Raw genomic sequence first — 16,793 nt, forward strand, 5'->3', positions numbered from 1 at the left:
GATCACCGGACACGCGCCCCGCGCCGGTCTGCGCGGCCTACGGCTCCTCCCCCGGCTGCGGCTCCGACGGCCCTGTACCGGGTCCGGCGGGCGGCTCTTCCTCGCTCGGCACCGGGGCGGACGGCTCAACGCTCGTCTCACCGTCCGAAGGCTCCGGTGCCGGAGTCGACGACTCCGGGCTGGACGGCTCCGTGCTCGGGCCCGGCTCCCCCGTCTGCCGGCCGGGCCAGGGCTCGCAGTCAACGCCATCGTGGTCGGCGTCGATGTACCAGTCGTACTCGGGGTCCACATCCTTGACGTACGGGCCGTACCCGTGGGCGTTGGCCTCCGCACACGTGTCGAAACGCGGATCGAGGGCGTACCCTTCGCGCGGCTCCCGGGTGGGGGGCTCCTCGCCGGGTGCACCTGGCAGGGCGGGCGGTGGTCGTCCTTCGTCCGGCGTACCCGGGGTGGACGGCGCCGCGGATCCGGACGGTGTGCTCTGCGGGGCCTGCCCGTTCTCCTGACCGCACGAGGCGAGACAGCAGAGAAGCAGGACCGCGGCCAGTGCGGCGAGAGCCGCTGAGAATCGCCGCTTCGGACGAGTGCGGCGTGCGAGGCGCCCCGGAGTCGATGCGGGCATGGCGGGACCTTCATCCGTGGAGTCCGCCGCACCAGCCTCATTCCATCCCAACCATCCCAATATGGACATAAGTAGCAGATACCGCAGCAGCAAACATCCATCTAATTATCGGGCGCGCGTGTTCGGCCCGGCGTCCACGACACTTGACCTCAATCATGATTGAGGTCGCAAGCTGGCGACATGAGCTTCACAGACCTCGAACGCGAGTACCTCGCCACCCAGCGGCTCGGCCGCCTGGCCACCGTCGGCCCCAAGGGCGACCCGCAGAACAATCCCGTCGGATTCACCTACAACACCCGGACCGGCACCATCGACATCCGCGGCTACGACCTCGCCAACACCCGCAAGTACCGCAACCTGCGCGACAACGACCGGGTCGCCCTCGTCGTCGACGACCTGGCCTCGGTCAAGCCCTGGCACGTCCGCGGCATCGAGATCCGCGGCCGCGCCGAGACGGTCGTCGAAGACGTCCCGCAAGGTTCCCACGTCACCGCCGACCTCATCCGCATCCATCCGGACAAGATCTTCACCTGGGGCATCGACCCGTCCGCCAAAGGCATGACCACGCGCACCCTCTCTCAGCCCCGGTGAGCCGAGGACGCGCGGGGCGGCGCGGTCCGCCCCCCTCGTCCGGCGGTCACCAGGACGCTCCGAAGCGGCGGGACAGCCGTGGATGAACGTTCGAATCTCACACCCCGCCGTTTAAGAGAGTCATTCATGCAAGTTTTTCATGGATGTTGACAAGACAGTCGAGTAGTCATAAGAATCCCCGCGAAGCCGAGCTTCGCACCCTCCCCGGGCGCACCCCGCCGAGCTCAGGCATCTCTGCCGCCGATGCGGAGAACAGGCCGTCGCACGGCTGCCGTTCGGACACGCCCTCGGGAGAGTGATGAACGAGAAGTTGGAAGAAACGCGACCGTGGCTGCGGGTGGAGAGGGACGACTGCCCGGTCAGCACGCCCCAGCAGGCGTGGATCGAAAGCTCGATGAAATGGTTCGCCGGCGAGTTCGGCCCGGCACCGCTGTCCGGCGGCATCGTGCTGCCGGGCCCGAACCTCACGTCCGGTTACACCGGGACGTCGCGGCAGATCAGCCGCTTGATCACGGGCGTATGCACGGTGATGTCGGTCGATCCGTCCGAGCTCACCGTGGAGTTCTTCGACCTGCGCGACGAGGACGATGCGCAGGCACGCAAGGGCAGGCGAGCGGTCGGGCACTACTACGTCCGTGACGGCCGTCCGGTCGTCGGGCTGGACGTGAGCGAAGCGTCCGACGCCGACTACCTGACGGCGATCATCGCGCACGAACTGTGCCACGTCCGGCTGCTCGGTGAGGGCCGCATCACCACCGAACGCAGGGACCACGAGCGGCTGACCGATCTCCTCACGGTCTATTTCGGATTCGGAATCTTCAGCACCAACGCCGCGCTCAGATTCGGGGACGCCGCGCGCGGATTCTCCGTCCAGCCCATGGGTTACCTGGACGAACGCATGCTCAACGCCGCCCGCAACGACGGCTACTCCCGGGTCGGTTACCTCACGGAGCCCGAGTTCGGCTACGCGATGTCCTGCTACGCCTGGCTGCGGAAGGAAGCAGAGCCCACCTGGGCCGGCCACCTCGACCCCGGGCCGCGCACCCACCTGAAACAGGGCTTGGCGTATCTGTCCCGCTGCGCCGGGCAGGGCGAGTTCCCGACCACCAGAACCGACGGCGTACCGGTATCGATCAACGTGGCGACGAAGAGTCCCGTTCCCGGCCTGCACCTGCCGTTCCCGGTGTTCACACGGAGTGCATGGCCCCCGGTCATTCCAGGGCGATAGCGCGACATCACGCCGGCCTTCACACGGCGGCCGCACCCGCCGTGGTGTTGCACGGCGGGGCGGGGTCGGGCTGCACGCCGGGCTGGCGCCGCCAGTTCGATCACCACCGCTACCGGATCGTTCTCTTCGACCAGCGCGGCTGCGGACGTAGCACGCCGAGCGCCGCCGGCCGGGCGGAGCCCGACGACCGGCGGCGGGCCGGACGGCCGGTCAGGCGCGGACGTAGCGCACGTACGTGGTTCCCGAGGCGAAGGAGCGGTGCTCGACCGGGCGCAGCCGCAGGTCGCTTCCCACGGGCAGGAACGGCTTGCCACCGCCGACGATCACGGGGAGCGCGCACACCCAGAACTCGTCGACCAGGTCCAGCAGGGAGGCGGCCAGCTCGGGGCCGCCGATCTGGAGGGGGCCGTCGATCTCCTGCTTGAGGCGCGTCACCACGGACACGGCGTCCTTGCGGCGGACGAGCGTGACCCCTTCGGGGACGGTCTGGAGGGTGTCGGAGAAGACGTACCGCGGCGTCTCCTTGTAGATCTGGGCGAACTCGCGCTCGATGGCCGGGGTGCCTTCCTTGCCGAGCTCCTGCGTCCAGGGCTCCTCCATCACTTCGTACAGCCGCCGCCCGAACAGGAACGCGGCGGCTTGCCGAGCCTGGTCGTTCGCCGCCTGGTGAACGTCATCGGCCGGCTCCGAGAAGGCGAAGCTGCCTTTGGAGTCTTCGACGTAGCCGTCGATCGAGGTGTGCATCCCGTAGATGACCTTGCCCATGAGGCTTCTCCTTGGTCGTAAGGGTCGTCTCGGAGTAAGACCTCATGCAGCGTCGAAACTCATCACTCTTCGACCGGGCGGGCGAGGATTCGACCGCGGCCCGAAAGGATCACCATCTTCTTCGGGTTCGGCGTCTTCACCACGAACGCCGCGCGACCGTTCCACGATGTCCGGTTTGTGCCAGATCGGGGACGGCTGAGAGCGGTGACGTACCGTTCAGGGCGACGAACGGAGCGGATCATGACCGTCAAGCGTTCGACCGCATCTGCCGCCGCACTCATGCTGCTGCTGCTCGCCGGATGCGACGGGGTGACGACGCCGCCGACGTCCATCACGTCCAGCTCGGCGACGCTGACCGCCGAGGTGAGCTGCGCGGCCGACGCTCCGGAGAATCCGTGCCTCGGCTGGTTCCAATGGTGGGAGGACGGCCCCACTCCTACCGTGCAGAGCTCCCAGTCCACGCCGATCGGCCCGGTGTCGTCCTCCGGGTCGGATGTCACGATCACGCACGAGCTGAGCGGTCTGGACCCGGGCGGGCTCTACCACTACCAGGTGTGCGGCTCCGGTGACAGCAACATCTCCGCCTCGAGCCCGCTGTGCACCGGGCCGTTCGCCACGCAGGTCAACGTGCCGGGCGCCACCCCGGCCGACCTCGGCGACTTCGACGCCTTCCAGACCTTCCGGACGGCGACGGGCACCACCGCCGGGACGTCCGACCTCGGCCGGATCCTCACGACGGCCGACACGCCCGCGAACCGCATCTCCCGCGACGGCGGAGTGAGCGCGGTCTACGCCCCGGGCAAGGCCCTGTGGGTGTTCGGCGACACCGGAGTGAACGGCGATCAGCTCCCGAACTCCGTGACCGGCACCGCGGCGATCGGCCCGTTCACCCCCGGGCAGGCGCCCCGCGCTCTCACCGAGGTGCCGACGCCGCCGGCTCCGCCGCGCACGCACCTCACCTCGTCCCAGCCGTTCTTTCCGAGTCCGACCGGGTTGAAGAGGCCGGGCAGCCCACCGGTCTCGTGCTCACCGGGCGGCGTAGCCGTCGCCTGGATCGGGGGCGCGGCGGCCATTCCCGGTACGGAGCGGGTGCTGCTGACCTACGCCGAGATGTGCCTGGTGTCAGGCGGAGACTGGCTTGTGGAGCGGCTGGTGCTCACCGTGTACGAGCCCGCCAGCAACACGTTCACCTCTCGATCCGTCCCGTTCGACCTGTCGGCGACCGCCGGTGACCTGCCGCTCGGCCAGGGCGTCAGTTCTCCGATCTTCGGCGGCGACGGCTACCTGTACCTGTTCGACTCTGATCGCGTCAGCACCCCCGGCGCCTTCGTGGCCCGCGTCTCCAGTTCCGACCCCGGCCTCTGGGGCAACGCGGCCAATTACCAATGGTGGGCCCAACCGGTCGGCGGCCAGCCGGCCGGCTGGTACGGCTGGGCGCAGGCGGACGGCCACCTGACGTCGGTCCTCCCGGACGGAGTCGTGCCTTGGGGGGCGACCGTCCAGGACTACTCCGCGACGACCTCCAAGGGCCTGGCGATGGTCGTCCAAACGAACTTCGGATCCGCTCCCTTCACCGTCTACACCGCCACCTCCCCGACGGGCCCCTGGACCGCCGCCGTCTCGGCGAAGGTCCCCGACTCCTGTATCGGCGGGTGGGGCTGCTACGCCCTGATCGGCCACCCGGAACTGAGCAGCGACGACCAACTCGTCTACTCCTGGCGCAGCCCCGGCGACCGCGGCGGCGAAACCCACCTCCGCCTGGGCGCCGTCCCCTGGCAGTGAGGGGCCCCGCCAGGGCGGGGAAGGCGCGAGGTCCGCGCCGGTGGACGATGCGCACGCGACCCGCCCATGTGCACCCGCTCGTGCACGGTCGGGCTCCGGCCTGAGACCGGGGGCACGCCTGATCGCCCGGGGCAATCCGGCCATCCCTGTCTCGCTTTGCCGGGGCCGATTTCACACCCGTCCTGAAGAGACGCAGGGCTCAGTCAGGGAAACGGTTGCCGTCGGGCGCTCACACGCCACCCGAGCGCACCCCGGCCGCAAAGTCCGACAAATAGGACGTAGTCATATTCCTTGAATCATGAGCGGCTGAACCATCGACCAACCTGGATTCAGTGCCGTTGGGGGACGAGGTCATGGCACAGCAGCCGTAGCACGGAGCGGTTCGTGTGTGCGGTGTCGGATCGCTTGTGCGCGCACGTGCAAAGTTCGCACGTGCGCGATTTCATGGGGGCTGGTGTGGCCCGGCGTCAGCCCCGCGCGTCAAGGCACACGCCCGGCGAACCGTCCGGCCGACCCCCTGGCGGACGGGTTCGCACCCCCCAGGGAAAGGGCCGCCAGCGTGGGCGTGGAAGACAACACCGGGACCGACACCCGCACCGAAACCACCGACAAGCCCACGTCCCGAGACCGGCCCTACACCCCGCCGCCCGACAACCCCGGCTCCCCCGGCCAGCCGTCCCGCCGCGAAAGCATCGCCCGCGCCCGCCAGGCCCAGATGGAGAACGGGTCGCCGCAGCCGTCCCAAGGCACCGACACCAGCCCCAAGCCGCCCCAGGAACGCGACGACAAACCCGCCTCACCACAGATCGGCAGCCAGAACGAGAAGGCCGAGACATCCCGCGAACCCGAAGCCGAGGACGAGGAGCACGACCGCGACGACGGCAGGCCCGAGACCGGGCAGGGCGGCCGGCGGGACGGGCGTGAACAGCAACCGCACTCCCAGGACGACCGCACTCCGGCCGACGGCAAGGCCGACACCGGCACATCCGGCGACCGCGACCGCCCCCAGACCACGTCCACCGACCAGGGCACCGACACCCGCACCGAAACCGCGGACAAACCCACCTCATCCGAACGGCAATGGACGCCGCCGCCCGACAACCCCGGCTCCCCCGGCCAGCCGTCCCGCCGCGAAAGCATCGCCCGCGCCCGCGAAGCCCAGCTTGAGAACGCGTCGCGGCAGACCGAAGGCACCGACACCAGCAGCGAGCCGCTACAAGACCGCGACGACCAGCCCGCCTCGGCACAGTCCCAAGACGACGGTGTGAGCACACCGGCAGCGGGCAAGGCCGAAGCCGCCGGTGGCGAGCATGAAGCAGACCGGCCGGAGGCCGACGAGGGCGGTCCCGAGTCCGGCGAGGCCACCAGGCAGGACGAGACCGGCGCGCAGACCCACCCCCGAGACGCCGGTACCCCTGCCAACAGCACGATCGGCACCGATGTACCCGGCGACCCCGCAGCCGACGAGCCGGAAACCCGGGAGCGTCCCGCCGAACCAGCGCGAGACCCCGAACAGAACCCGCAGATCGCCGACGGGCCACCCGACGGCGGTCACCCAACGCGACCCGAATCAGCCGAGCAACCCGCCTCTCCCGGCAACGACACCGCCACCGGCGCCCAAGACGGCGAACCAGGCGACCGCCACACCACCGACAACACCCCGGCTGCGCCGCAAGAAGCAGATCAGGCCCCAGGAACACCGGAACTTCACGGCGACCAAGACGACGACCGTGATAGGAAAGCCGAGGAGCCGGAAAGCAGCGAACCCGCCGATCAGAACAACCCACCAGACCGCGACACAGGTCAATCCGGCGAAACGGAAGAACCCGGCAGAGAGCTGGCCCCTAACGAAGCAAACACCACAGAAATAGAGGAGGAGCCCAGACGATTCCAAGGGCATATCACCATTCCCGTCGACAGCGACGGCCGACCCATCCCACCATCCCGCGATAACGGAAACGACACCCCAGACCACGACGAACCCCGCCGACCTGAGGACGATCCCGCCAGCCGTGACCTCGCTGAATCCGACCCCGAGCGCCGATCTCGCAGTCGTGATTTCTATCGTAGCTTCCTCGCCAAGGCAGATGACACGAGGAGCGCGGCAGATAAGTTCGCTGAACCCGCTCAAAACAAGCTTGAGCGAGTCCAGCCAACTGGTCAACTGGCGGGAGCTCGTAACAATTATGATCAAATCAAACCCGTTGACCAACAGATAAAGTCGGGGAACGCCCTAGTGGGAGCCGTGGGCGCCGTAATAGTCTTGTCCGAAGCGGGCCGCTTTGGAATTAAAATGATGCGGAAAGTGAGAGGAAGCGAAGATGCCCGTAACCGATGAGCAGATTGCCACGTTGCGTGCACAACTGAAAGGAAATATCACCGAACATCGTCGCCTGCTGAGCCAACTCGACCCGGAAGAAGCTAATGTGGGCTATTCAGCGCTGGTCACAGCTGCCTTTATTGAGGCGGCCGAGCAACGCTTCATCAAGGGCGGGGAGATGGCGGACAAATCAGATGTCATTGATTTTGTAGCACAAGCAAGAGAAGGCGACGACGAGGCACCGGAAGTCATCAATCCGGAGATCGCCGAAAGCATGATCCTTCACTTGCTCGGCAAGGGGTCGATGGTCGATGCCGACGCAGAAACAAAACTCGGCCATCAAATTGTCTTGCTCGCCACCCTGGTGGGCGAAAGACAGTTCACCGAAAATGAACTGGACGCCTTCCTGCTCAGTGCCCGTTCACTCGCCAACGACTTGATCGGGTAATGGATTTCTCGGCTGTTGAGGTTCGCGAGGAGAACATCCTGGCGTTACGGGCCTTCCTGCTGGAGGGACCGCAGGCATGGGTGCCCCTGCAAGACGATATCCAGAAGGACGACGAGACCGCGGCCGGTTACATGTCGCTGCTCTACGGAGCGTTCAACGTCTCGGTGCGCCGAAGGTTCTCACCGACCTACACCGTTGGTGAGATCGTCCGCTTCGTCGCCAACCTGCGGATCAGGGCTGAGGAAGACGCTGACCTGATCAACACTCTCGTCGCCGAGGACATGATTCGCCGCGCCGTCGACGCCCCTCCGTTGAGGGACGGTGGGCCCGACGATTTGAAAGCCGTCCTGAACACCGAGGTCTACATCCTGCTGGCCCTGGTCGGCGAAGCGGATTTCGACCGGGCGGGTCTGGAACAGTTCATCGAGGACGCCACGACTTACACACAAAAGTGGCTCGCCGCGCAGCGGGCCAGATCCGCAGGTGTCGTCGGCCAAGCGTCGCCGTAGCCCGCCCGTCCGGGATCGAGCCGGAACACTCGGTCGCACGGGTCGCTCTCGGGGGTCCAGGGACAGGACATCGCTTGCGCTTCAGCCGATGCCACGTTCGCGCTCCAGCGCGCTTTGCAGGCGGGCGACTCAGCCTTCGGCGCATCCATCTGACCACCTTCGCCGGGACGGTGGGACTGGTCGAGTGGGAATGTGGCATACGTGCTCGTGAATCCGGACATCTGGATATTATGGGTTCATTTCTTGAGGTTTCCGCCAGTTTCGACCGAGCGAATCCGTCACGTGCGAAAGGCGCACGTGCTGATATCGACTAGGGCGTTGTCGTGTCGAGTGTTTGACCGAGCGTGACCTTATGATTGCTCGATAGTGGTCGAACACAGAGAGTCATTGATACGAACAGGTCGTGACTGACGCGATATCGGGAGGACGGCCATGCCGAGCCCCTACGTCCGCCGCCGGCGACTGGCGGCCGAGATCCGCAAGCTCCGCGAGAGCCGTGGCCTCACCACCGATGGCCTCGCCCGGCTCATGTACTACTCCCGCACGAAGATCTCTCGGCTGGAGAACGCCCAGAGCCGCCCGGACCTGGCTGAGATCATGAACATGCTGGAGGTTCTCGAGATCACCGGCAGCCAGTACGACAGGCTGCTCCAGCTCGCCCGCGAGGCCGCGCATAAAGGCTGGTGGGACAAGTACGGCGTCTCCATGGGTCCCCGCCAAAAGCTCGCAGCCGACCTCGAGTACAACGCCGACACCGTTCGTAGCTATGACCAGTCGGCGATGCCCGGCGCCCTGCAGTGCCGCTCGTTCATCGACGCTCTCGTCAAGCTAGACGAGAGCCAACAAACGCTCGACTATCAACCGGGGCGGATGGCCGAAGCCCGCGAGAAGCGGCAGCGAGAGCTACTCCGTCCAGATGGACCGTCCTACGAGACCGTCCTGGACGAGTCTGTGATCCATAGGTTGGGAGTACCACGGGAGGTCATGGCCACCCAACTCCGGCACATGATTGCGACGGTCTCGGAAGAAGAGCGGATCACGGTCCGCGTGCTGATGCACAACGCCCGCATCCCTGGAGGCTTCCTCCCGAAGTCGTCCTTCTACCTCTACACCTTCGCGGAGCCAGGCGACCCACCCATGGCGATCGTCGACACAGTCACCACTGACCTCGTCCTGACACAGCGAGGCGAGGTGGCACGGTATACCGGGAGGTACGACCGCCTCCGGGAGGCCGCGCTATCCACAGAAGACAGCATCGCCTTCCTGGATCAGGTGGCCAACCGGCTCACCGACCAGACAGGATCGGGTACATGACCAAGGACTTCAACGCCTGGCGCAAGTCACGCCACAGTGAACCCAACGGCCACTGCATCGAAGCGGGCCAGGCGACGGACGGCACGATCGGTGTCCGCGATACCAAGCTTCACGGCAACGGTCCCACTCTGGAGTTCACCAGAGAGGAATGGCGGAAGTTCCTCCACATGATCCGTTCCGACGTCCCCTGATCCTCCCAATATCTGCGGTCTTGGGACGAACCAACTTGCCCCAAGGCCGCTGACATTTCCGAGGACGTCCACGCCCACGTCTCCGAAAGACCCGAGCCTTCTCCCGGCGGCTCGCGGTTTCAAACCCTCCGCGCCCCACCGCGAAATGGTCGAGGCCGGCCTGCGGCACGGTTCCACGGCGGCGCGTCCACGACCTTACGGCGCCGGGCCGAGCTGACCGGCGCCATCAGCCGCCGCCTCCCAGGAACTGCTCGCTCAGGAGCGCAGGTCCATGGCGACGGTGCGGCCGCCGTCGGTGACGGCGAGGACCTGGTAGCCGTCGACGTAGAGGAGCCTGACCACCGTCGCAACGTATCCGTGCAGGAGGGATGATGGCGTCGGCGTCGCCGCTGACGGCCTGCCGATAGGCAGCGAAACGCGTGACCAGCAGGTCGGAGACGAGATTCCGCCGCTTCAGATCACCATGCGGGGTACCTAGCGCGGCGTTCAGTTCCTCAACCGTCCAGCCGGAGCTCCCCCACTCGTCGTCCTCGGTGGACGGCGGGGTCTGTAAGGAACGCCTCGTCCCTCCATCAACACCCGGAGCGAGCGCCCGCGCGTTCTCCAGCTGCAGGTCGTCCGGTACACCGGCGTGGGAGATCCACCCCTGGGATGGGGATGCGACCGGCCGCGCAGGTCAGCATAGGTGGCCGTGGCGGGTAAGCGGGCGCTGTCAGGTGGTCAGAGTTCGCCGCGTTTGTAGGTGCGGTACTGCGGCGCGAGAGTGTCGGGGTCGTAGGCGGGCCAGAGGGGCAGGGTGCCGGTGTTGCGGTCGATGATGAGGACGTTGTCGGGGGCCTCGGGCGGCGGGGTTCCGGGGCGGGCGATGAAGCCCTCGTCGAAGGGCTCGATGGACAGAAGGACGGGGTGGCCGGCGGTGCGGGTGTACCAGGCGTCGGCGCGGCGCCAGGCTTCGGGGCGGTCGACCGGTTCCACCTGGAGGGCGTAGGCAGTCAGGACGTCGGAGATGCACCGGACCGTCCGGCAGCGGTCGATGCCGCAGGCCAGGCAGACGAGGCGGTCGTAGCGGTCGCGTCCGTACCGGTGGGCGGTCAGGACGGTGGTGAGCGCGGCGGACGTCGCCAGCGTCAGCATCCGTCCCGTCCGCAGGAACGACGAGCTGTAGGGGTCGAGGGCGGCGGCGTTCTTCTCGGCGAGCGCGTCGAGGGCGTTCGGGTCGGTGCGCATGGCGGCGGTCATGGCGGAGCGGACCTGGGCGACGGTCCATTCGCGCAGGTCGCGGCCGCTCACGCCGCCTCGCTCAGGGGCGCGGAGAAGAGCGCGGCCACGGTGCGGGACCGGTCGTTGCCGAACCAGCCCCAGCCGGACGCCAGCAGCGACACGGTGCGCAGGCCCCGGCCGGATTCGGCGTCGTCGGCCGCGTCGCTGACGGCGGGTTCGGAGGGGGCGCCCTCGTCGGTGACGGCGACGGTGACCGCGCCGTCCCAGTGGGCGATCTCGACGGTGAAGGTGCCGCCGGGCTGGCCGGACTTGGTGTGCCGCAGCGCGTTCACCACGAGTTCGTCCACGGTCAGGAGCACCTCGTCCAGCTCGGGGCGGCCGGCGAGGAGGGCGGCGGTGAAGCGGCGGGCGGCGCGGGCCTGGTCGAGTTCGCCGGGGAAGGCGCGGCGCCAGCGCTGCGCGCTCGCGGGGGCGGACGGGAGGGGTATCGGGTACGACATGAGGGTTCCTCAGCGCGTGGTAGCCGGTTCGTCATCGTGCGTGTTCATCGTCACAGCACGAACCGGCACGCACACGCGAAAAGCCTAGTCGGGCCGCTGATTCGCACACCCAGGGGCCGAACCTCGACCGGCCTGAGCGTGCGGGATCCGAACGTTCAGGTGATGCGGACGGGGAGGGTGCGCGGCCCGCGGACCTGTCCCGCGGACCACGTCACCGCGGACGGGTCGTCCAGGGTGAAGGCCGGGATCCGTTGGAGCCACACGTCGAGGGCGACGCGGAGTTCCATGCGGGCCAGGTGGGAGCCGACGCAGCGGTGGATGCCGAGGCCGAACGCGGAGTGCCGGTTGACCTCCCGGTCGATCACGACCTCGTCCGCCCGGTCGAACTGCGCCGGGTCGCGGTTGGCGGACGGGAACGACAGCAGCACCCAGTCGTCGGCCTTCATGTCCACGCCGCGCCAGTGCATGTCGTCTTTGACGAGCCGCGCCATCGTGACCGGCGCGTAGGCGCGAAGGAATTCCTCCATCGCGGTCGGCACCAGGCGAGGGTCCGCGACGAGTCGCTCGCGGTCGGCCGGTGTCTTCGCCAGGTGCCACAGGGAGGCGCCGATCGCGCTCCACGTGGTGTCGATGCCCGCGATGAGCAGCAGCGCCATCGTCCCCGCGACATGGGACGGTTCGAGCTTGCGGCCGTAGATCTCGGCGTCGATGAGGTAGGTGGTGAGGTCGTCGCGCGGGTTCTCGACGTGGTCGCGGATCTGGACGTGCAGGTAGTCGAACAGCTGCTCCATCCGCTCGAGGCGCTCCTCGGGCGGCAGGTTGACGCCTTCGAGCGCGTTCTCGACGAACCGGCGGAACCGCGGCCCGTCCTCCTGCGCAAAGCCGAGCATGTCCGCGATGACCCGCATCGGGATGTGCTGGGCGTACTCGTGTGCGGCGTCGACGACGTCACGGCCTTCGAAGGAGTCGATGAGCGCGTGGCAGAACGCCCTGGTCGCCGGCTCCAGCCTCCCGACTGCGGACTTGGTGAACGCCGGGAGCAGCAGCCTGCGCGCGTCGCGGTGGAACGGCGGGTCGGACGAGATCGGCGGCACCCCGCCCACCGGCGCGATCTCCCGCGGCGGCCGGAAGTTGCTCATGATGATCGACCGAGACGAGAAGTGCTCGGTGTCGTAGGCGATCGCCGCGACGTCCTCGTGCCGCGTGGGCAGCCAGCCGCCGCCGAACCGCTCGGTGCGGGCGAACGGGCAGCGCTGCCGCAGGTCGTCCTGGATCGGATACGGGTCGGCCGCCCATTCTGGTTCGAGATGGGAGAAGTCGGTCGTCCAGTCCGCGACGGGGCCGGTGATGATCTCGTTGCGGGTGCCGGTGGGGCGGCTCTCGCGCATCTCCTCGAAGCCCCTGTCGAAGCGGTCGTCGGCGGTCATGTCACCCTTCCTTGAGGACGTCGATCGCCCGTTCGGGGCAGTTGGCGACCGCCCGGCGGGCGCTCGGCTCTCCGTCCGGTGCCACGGCGCCATCGCCGAGGACCGTCCCGTAGCCCTCGTCGTCCTCGCCGAACAGGTCGGGGGCCAGGTCGTAGCAGCGGCCATGTCCCTGGCAGCGCTCGGGGTCGATCTGTACCTTCACTGTGTTCCTCCCGTCTGTGCCGTGGGGGCAGGCGGCGCGAGCGCGGCCGCGATCCGGGTGAGGAGCGCGGACCACTCCTCGTCCCCGACCGCGTGCATGTCCGGCGTGATGAGTGCGCTGCCCATCCCCAGCAGGAGGCACAGGTGGGCGAGCGCGTTCGGTGAAACGGCGGCGTCGAACTCGTTCCCGGCCTGCGCGACGCGGACCAGCCCGGTGAGCCAGTCGCCGCGTTCGCCCACGTAGTCGCGCATGGGCCGGGCGACGTCCTCGTCGCGGCGGGCGGCGACGAGCGCCTCCACGATCAGGGATCCGGCGGCGTCGCGGCGACGGGGAAGCCACCGCCCGGCGGTGAGCAGCAGCTCGGTGACCGGACGGTCCGGATCGGCGGCGAACAGCTCGTCGAGCATCCGCCGCCCGTGCACTCGCAAAGCCGCCACCAGCAGCTCCGCCTTGGAGCCGAAGTGGGCGTAGAGCGCGCCGTTGCTCACGGCTGCCGCCCGGGCGATGTCGGCGACACGCGTCCCGTCGTACCCGTGCTCCGCGAACGCGTCGGCCGCGGCGCGCAGCAGCCGCTCCCGCGTCTCCGCGGCGGTGACGCCCGCGATACGTCCCATGAAGGAATTAAATGACCGTTCATTTGATGGGTCAAGCCCCCCGGCGACGCCTGCGCCGGCTGCTCCGCCCCACGGCGCTGACCCTGGCCGCAGCCACCATCTGCTGGCGACGCCTCGACCACTGACCCCGCGAAGGTTGTTCGAATCTCTTCCTGGTGGCAGGTTGTGGCCATGGAGATCAACTGCGTGATCGTCGACTCCGCAGACCCGGATCGGCTGGCGGCCTTCTGGAGCGAGCTGCTTGACCGCCCGGTAGTCGCGCGTTCCGGACCGTACGTCTGGCTAGAGCGCAGGGACGGGTTGGGCGTGGGTTTCCAGCGTGCCAGCCACTCCAAGACTGGGAAGAACCGACTACACCTGGATCTGGCATCGGAGGACCCGGCAGCCGAACAGGCCAGAGTGGAGGCCCTGGGCGGACGGCGGCTGACCGAGTACGCCCCTGGAGGTTTCCTCGTCATGGCCGATCCCGAGGGAAACGAGTTCTGCGTCATCCCCAAAGGCTTGTTCGACCTCGATGACGAGGGACGGGCCGACTACCTGCCTGGAGACGCGGAGGCTACCTGATCCGGATCAAGGCCGGACGGCCCTTACCGTCCGGCGCTGCGCGGAAGCACTCCGGCGATGGGCGCCACCTGGATACGCTCGCCGCTCCCCCGCGCCGCCACCACTCTCTGGTACGAGTTCGACCGCCAACCATTCTGTTATGAGCTCTAAGGCCATGCGTCATCCGAGATGCCCTACTCGCGCGGCTCGCGCTCCTGGCGCGGGCGCCCGTTCATCAGATCCCGCAGCGCACGGCATGAAGGTCGAGCGGAGCGTGCACGGTTCGGACATTCGCGGGCTGAACGTCCGGATCCCTGCACCGGGCGACGAAGGCTCAACGTCGGCCGCCCGGGTAGAACCGGTCGGATCTGGTCTGGCCGACCGGTGAGGAGCGGCATCGTTGCGCGCAGTCCTGCCATACGACCTCGACGAACTCCGACGCGATCTTGATCGCGTCTTCGTAGTACGGCGGTCCGCGATCGTGATCTCGTCATCGTCGGATTGAACCGAGTGACACGCTTTCGACGGCATGGGCCGCCGCCTGCGTCTGCGCCCATCTGACGCGTCCGGGGAAGTAGGCGGCCGATGCCACAGCGACGGTGGTCGCCGTATTCGCTGGATATCAGTGCGTCCGCACGCAAACCGTCGCACGCAGTCCGCGTTTTCGCGCGGACGACTCACTTCCTGCCACCCCCTGCCGCTGACTCGAATGAGCGGGGTGTGACCGTCCGAGTCGTGAACGTGCATATCCGGAACGTTCGCGATTACATGGGCGGTGGCGCCTCCGGAGGTCGACCCCGCACGCCCCTCGGATGCATGTCCAACATGTAGCGAAAAGGGCGATAAGTCCGCTGTCAGATTCATAGCGGATGACGGAGTTCCGTTCCCCCGGCGGAGAGGACCAGAAGCGTGGGCATCGACCGGCCCGGCGGGACCGATACCCGCGCGGAGAACGTCGAGAAACCACCGGCCGAGGACCGCCCGCCGGCGCCGCCTCCCGACCGGCCCGGGTCGCCCGGCCAGCCGTCCCGCCTGGAAAGCCTCCGCGCCGCCCGCGAAGCCCAGGAGGCCCGCCGCGCCGAGACCGCAACCCAGCAGACCGACACGCAGGACACCGGCACCGAGCAGCCCGACGAACGCGAGAAGGACAAGGGCGAGCCTTCCTCCGCCGAACCCGCCGACGACCGGCAGGACGCCCAGGCCGAGCCGAAGGCCCCGGAGAGGACGTCGGGCAACGGCGAGACCACACGTGACGCCGAGGCCGAGGGCGGCGAGCGCGAGCGGGAGAGCGACCGCCCCGAATCCGAGACCGGACAGGCACAGCCAGACGGACGCGACGGGCAGCCTTACTCAACGGACATCGGCGAGCTTGCTCCGGAGACGGGCGCGGAACCGCGCGGAGAACTCCGGGATGACAAGACCGAGTCCTCCTCCGACGGACCCTCCGACGAGAGCCAGGACGCACCAGCCGAACCGTGGACCGCCGAAGAGCGGCCGATGACCGTCGAAACCGAACCGGAGCCTGGCGAGAGCAAACAACCGGACGGGCCCGGCGACGAACCTCCCCGCCAGGAGACAGGCGAGGCCGACCAGGAATCACCAGGCGAGCGCGACCGGCCGGACGACCGCGAAGCGGAGACCGAGGCTCCTCAAGACCGGGACCATCAGCCACTCCCCCAACAGGACGGCCGCGTGCCCGGCGACGACGGGAACGAGTTTCGAGGGGAAGCCGGCAACGAACAGAAACCCCAGGCCGACAACGAACCGGCCGGTCACGACCACACTCCGCAGGACGAGCCCGCTCCCGCCGACCAACAGAACGGCGGCAGCGAAACACCGCAGGCCGCCGAAGCCCCGGTTCGCGCCTCCGACAACCCTGAACCGGGGGACGCCCCTCAAGTCCGGGTCGCCTGGCTACCGGCGTCGGAGGAAGGCGTCACACGCTGGGTGTCCCCGATCGTTCAGTTCAACGAGCAGATGCCCGGCAACCAGCTCGAGCGCCGTGATAGGAATGCCGAAGACCGGCCGGGAACCCCGGCCACCACAGAAGACGAACCAAACAAATACCGCGATCTCCCCGATCGCATCACGGACCTAACGCCCGGACGTGGCGAACTGCGCAACGCTGAGGACGATGCCGAGAACCAAGACCTCCGCGAGCCTGACCCCGACAGAACCAGGCGTTCAGAGCGGGTCAGGCGACGAATCGGCAGGGAGACCGAGAATGCTACCGACGTCAGCAAGAAGCTCGGCAACAAGATCGGCAGTTTCCTGGACGACCATCCGCCTGGTCCACTGCAAACGACTACCGGCCGGGATGTTCCCAACTTTACGATGCCGCAGCATAATATGAAGCTGGGCAACGGGGCTATCGGCTTGGCCATTGGCACGATAGTGCTCGTCAAGGCGGGTCAGCGGGTCTACGGTGCGAGCAAGGTCAAGGTAAGCGAGCTTCTGGAAAGGCGCCATGGCGGTAACGGATGATCAGATAAGTACGCTGCGAGCCCAACTTGCAG

General features: G+C 67.9%; 17 protein-coding genes and 1 pseudogene. 11 read left to right on the forward strand and 7 right to left on the reverse strand.

Features of this window, described 5'->3' with window-relative positions:
* Nucleotides 1-37 precede the first annotated feature (37 nt).
* Entirely contained in the window at nt 38-622 is a 585-nt protein-coding gene (locus tag ACGFK0_RS00410) for an excalibur calcium-binding domain-containing protein (protein ID WP_392897869.1), read from the reverse strand.
* A gap of 180 nt (nt 623-802) precedes the next feature.
* On the opposite strand from ACGFK0_RS00410, the gene ACGFK0_RS00415 reads away from it, so the two are divergent.
* The 3 genes and pseudogenes from ACGFK0_RS00415 to ACGFK0_RS00425 all read left to right on the forward strand — a co-directional run.
* Nucleotides 803-1,213, forward strand: coding sequence for a PPOX class F420-dependent oxidoreductase (locus ACGFK0_RS00415; RefSeq protein ID WP_392897871.1), 411 nt, complete (start codon nt 803-805; stop codon nt 1,211-1,213).
* Nucleotides 1,214-1,511: 298 nt separating this feature from the next.
* Entirely contained in the window at nt 1,512-2,441 is a 930-nt protein-coding gene (locus ACGFK0_RS00420; RefSeq protein WP_392897874.1) for a hypothetical protein, read from the forward strand.
* A gap of 26 nt (nt 2,442-2,467) precedes the next feature.
* A pseudogene (locus tag ACGFK0_RS00425) lies at nt 2,468-2,608 on the forward strand (alpha/beta fold hydrolase); the annotation flags it as partial.
* 43 nt (nt 2,609-2,651) lie between these two features.
* Here the strand turns inward: ACGFK0_RS00425 and ACGFK0_RS00430 are convergent.
* The gene (locus ACGFK0_RS00430) at nt 2,652-3,206 is read right to left on the reverse strand and encodes a dihydrofolate reductase family protein (RefSeq protein WP_392897877.1); all 555 of its coding nucleotides are present in this window, start codon (nt 3,204-3,206) and stop codon (nt 2,652-2,654) included.
* Nucleotides 3,207-3,446: 240 nt separating this feature from the next.
* Here ACGFK0_RS00430 and ACGFK0_RS00435 point away from each other — a divergent pair, with 240 nt between their 5' ends.
* The 6 genes from ACGFK0_RS00435 to ACGFK0_RS00460 all read left to right on the forward strand — a co-directional run bounded on the left by ACGFK0_RS00435 (nt 3,447) and on the right by ACGFK0_RS00460 (nt 9,770).
* Nucleotides 3,447-4,988 carry a hypothetical protein gene (locus tag ACGFK0_RS00435; protein ID WP_392897880.1) on the forward strand — a complete coding sequence of 514 codons (1,542 nt, stop codon included), beginning with the start codon at nt 3,447-3,449 and terminating at the stop codon, nt 4,986-4,988.
* Nucleotides 4,989-5,553: 565 nt separating this feature from the next.
* Nucleotides 5,554-7,326 carry a hypothetical protein gene (locus ACGFK0_RS00440; protein WP_392897883.1) on the forward strand — a complete coding sequence of 591 codons (1,773 nt, stop codon included), beginning with the start codon at nt 5,554-5,556 and terminating at the stop codon, nt 7,324-7,326.
* On the forward strand, nt 7,310-7,756 hold the full coding sequence (locus ACGFK0_RS00445) for a hypothetical protein (RefSeq protein WP_392897886.1): 447 nt from the start codon (nt 7,310-7,312) through the stop codon (nt 7,754-7,756). Before ACGFK0_RS00440 ends, ACGFK0_RS00445 begins: the two co-directional genes overlap by 17 nt.
* Entirely contained in the window at nt 7,756-8,265 is a 510-nt protein-coding gene (locus ACGFK0_RS00450) for a hypothetical protein (protein WP_392897889.1), read from the forward strand. The genes ACGFK0_RS00445 and ACGFK0_RS00450 overlap by 1 nt, the downstream gene beginning before the upstream one ends.
* 432 nt (nt 8,266-8,697) lie before the next feature.
* Nucleotides 8,698-9,579, forward strand: a complete 882-nt coding sequence (locus ACGFK0_RS00455; RefSeq protein ID WP_392897892.1) for a helix-turn-helix domain-containing protein — start codon at nt 8,698-8,700, stop codon at nt 9,577-9,579.
* Entirely contained in the window at nt 9,576-9,770 is a 195-nt protein-coding gene (locus ACGFK0_RS00460; RefSeq protein WP_392897895.1) for a DUF397 domain-containing protein, read from the forward strand. Before ACGFK0_RS00455 ends, ACGFK0_RS00460 begins: the two co-directional genes overlap by 4 nt.
* A 720-nt stretch (nt 9,771-10,490) precedes the next feature.
* Here the strand turns inward: ACGFK0_RS00460 and ACGFK0_RS00465 are convergent.
* From ACGFK0_RS00465 to ACGFK0_RS00485, 5 genes are all read right to left on the reverse strand, one after another.
* Nucleotides 10,491-11,060: a hypothetical protein gene (locus ACGFK0_RS00465; protein ID WP_392897898.1), complete on the reverse strand. Its 570-nt coding sequence runs from the start codon at nt 11,058-11,060 to the stop codon at nt 10,491-10,493.
* A complete protein-coding gene (locus ACGFK0_RS00470) occupies nt 11,057-11,491 on the reverse strand; it encodes an ATP-binding protein (protein ID WP_392897901.1) in 435 nt (144 codons plus the stop codon). Before ACGFK0_RS00470 ends, ACGFK0_RS00465 begins: the two co-directional genes overlap by 4 nt.
* A gap of 155 nt (nt 11,492-11,646) precedes the next feature.
* Entirely contained in the window at nt 11,647-12,918 is a 1,272-nt protein-coding gene (locus tag ACGFK0_RS00475; RefSeq protein WP_392897904.1) for a cytochrome P450, read from the reverse strand.
* 1 nt (nt 12,919) lies between these two features.
* On the reverse strand, nt 12,920-13,120 hold the full coding sequence (locus ACGFK0_RS00480) for a ferredoxin (RefSeq protein ID WP_392897906.1): 201 nt from the start codon (nt 13,118-13,120) through the stop codon (nt 12,920-12,922).
* Complete coding sequence (locus ACGFK0_RS00485; protein ID WP_392897909.1) at nt 13,117-13,734, reverse strand: TetR/AcrR family transcriptional regulator; 618 nt, start codon at nt 13,732-13,734, stop codon at nt 13,117-13,119. The genes ACGFK0_RS00480 and ACGFK0_RS00485 overlap by 4 nt, the downstream gene beginning before the upstream one ends.
* Nucleotides 13,735-13,905: 171 nt before the next feature.
* On the opposite strand from ACGFK0_RS00485, the gene ACGFK0_RS00490 reads away from it, so the two are divergent.
* Together ACGFK0_RS00490 and ACGFK0_RS00495 are read left to right on the forward strand one after the other, a co-directional pair.
* Nucleotides 13,906-14,298 carry a VOC family protein gene (locus ACGFK0_RS00490; protein WP_392897912.1) on the forward strand — a complete coding sequence of 131 codons (393 nt, stop codon included), beginning with the start codon at nt 13,906-13,908 and terminating at the stop codon, nt 14,296-14,298.
* An 888-nt stretch (nt 14,299-15,186) separates the two neighbouring features.
* Entirely contained in the window at nt 15,187-16,761 is a 1,575-nt protein-coding gene (locus tag ACGFK0_RS00495; RefSeq protein ID WP_392897915.1) for a hypothetical protein, read from the forward strand.
* Nucleotides 16,762-16,793 lie beyond the last annotated feature (32 nt).

This window comes from Spirillospora sp. NPDC048823, assembly GCF_043198445.1.
Taxonomy (GTDB): domain Bacteria; phylum Actinomycetota; class Actinomycetes; order Streptosporangiales; family Streptosporangiaceae; genus Spirillospora.

Bases quoted from the DNA above. Each gene is read 5' to 3' on its own strand.
- ACGFK0_RS00470 (WP_392897901.1), bottom strand. From the start codon at position 11,491: ATGTCGTACCCGATACCCCTCCCGTCCGCCCCCGCGAGCGCGCAGCGC.
- ACGFK0_RS00430 (WP_392897877.1), bottom strand. From the start codon at position 3,206: ATGGGCAAGGTCATCTACGGGATGCACACCTCGATCGACGGCTACGTC.
- ACGFK0_RS00435 (WP_392897880.1), top strand. From the start codon at position 3,447: ATGACCGTCAAGCGTTCGACCGCATCTGCCGCCGCACTCATGCTGCTG.
- ACGFK0_RS00420 (WP_392897874.1), top strand. From the start codon at position 1,512: ATGAACGAGAAGTTGGAAGAAACGCGACCGTGGCTGCGGGTGGAGAGG.
- ACGFK0_RS00485 (WP_392897909.1), bottom strand. From the start codon at position 13,734: ATGGGACGTATCGCGGGCGTCACCGCCGCGGAGACGCGGGAGCGGCTG.
- ACGFK0_RS00475 (WP_392897904.1), bottom strand. From the start codon at position 12,918: ATGACCGCCGACGACCGCTTCGACAGGGGCTTCGAGGAGATGCGCGAG.
- ACGFK0_RS00450 (WP_392897889.1), top strand. From the start codon at position 7,756: ATGGATTTCTCGGCTGTTGAGGTTCGCGAGGAGAACATCCTGGCGTTA.
- ACGFK0_RS00410 (WP_392897869.1), bottom strand. From the start codon at position 622: ATGCCCGCATCGACTCCGGGGCGCCTCGCACGCCGCACTCGTCCGAAG.
- ACGFK0_RS00445 (WP_392897886.1), top strand. From the start codon at position 7,310: ATGCCCGTAACCGATGAGCAGATTGCCACGTTGCGTGCACAACTGAAA.
- ACGFK0_RS00415 (WP_392897871.1), top strand. From the start codon at position 803: ATGAGCTTCACAGACCTCGAACGCGAGTACCTCGCCACCCAGCGGCTC.
- ACGFK0_RS00490 (WP_392897912.1), top strand. From the start codon at position 13,906: ATGGAGATCAACTGCGTGATCGTCGACTCCGCAGACCCGGATCGGCTG.
- ACGFK0_RS00460 (WP_392897895.1), top strand. From the start codon at position 9,576: ATGACCAAGGACTTCAACGCCTGGCGCAAGTCACGCCACAGTGAACCC.
- ACGFK0_RS00455 (WP_392897892.1), top strand. From the start codon at position 8,698: ATGCCGAGCCCCTACGTCCGCCGCCGGCGACTGGCGGCCGAGATCCGC.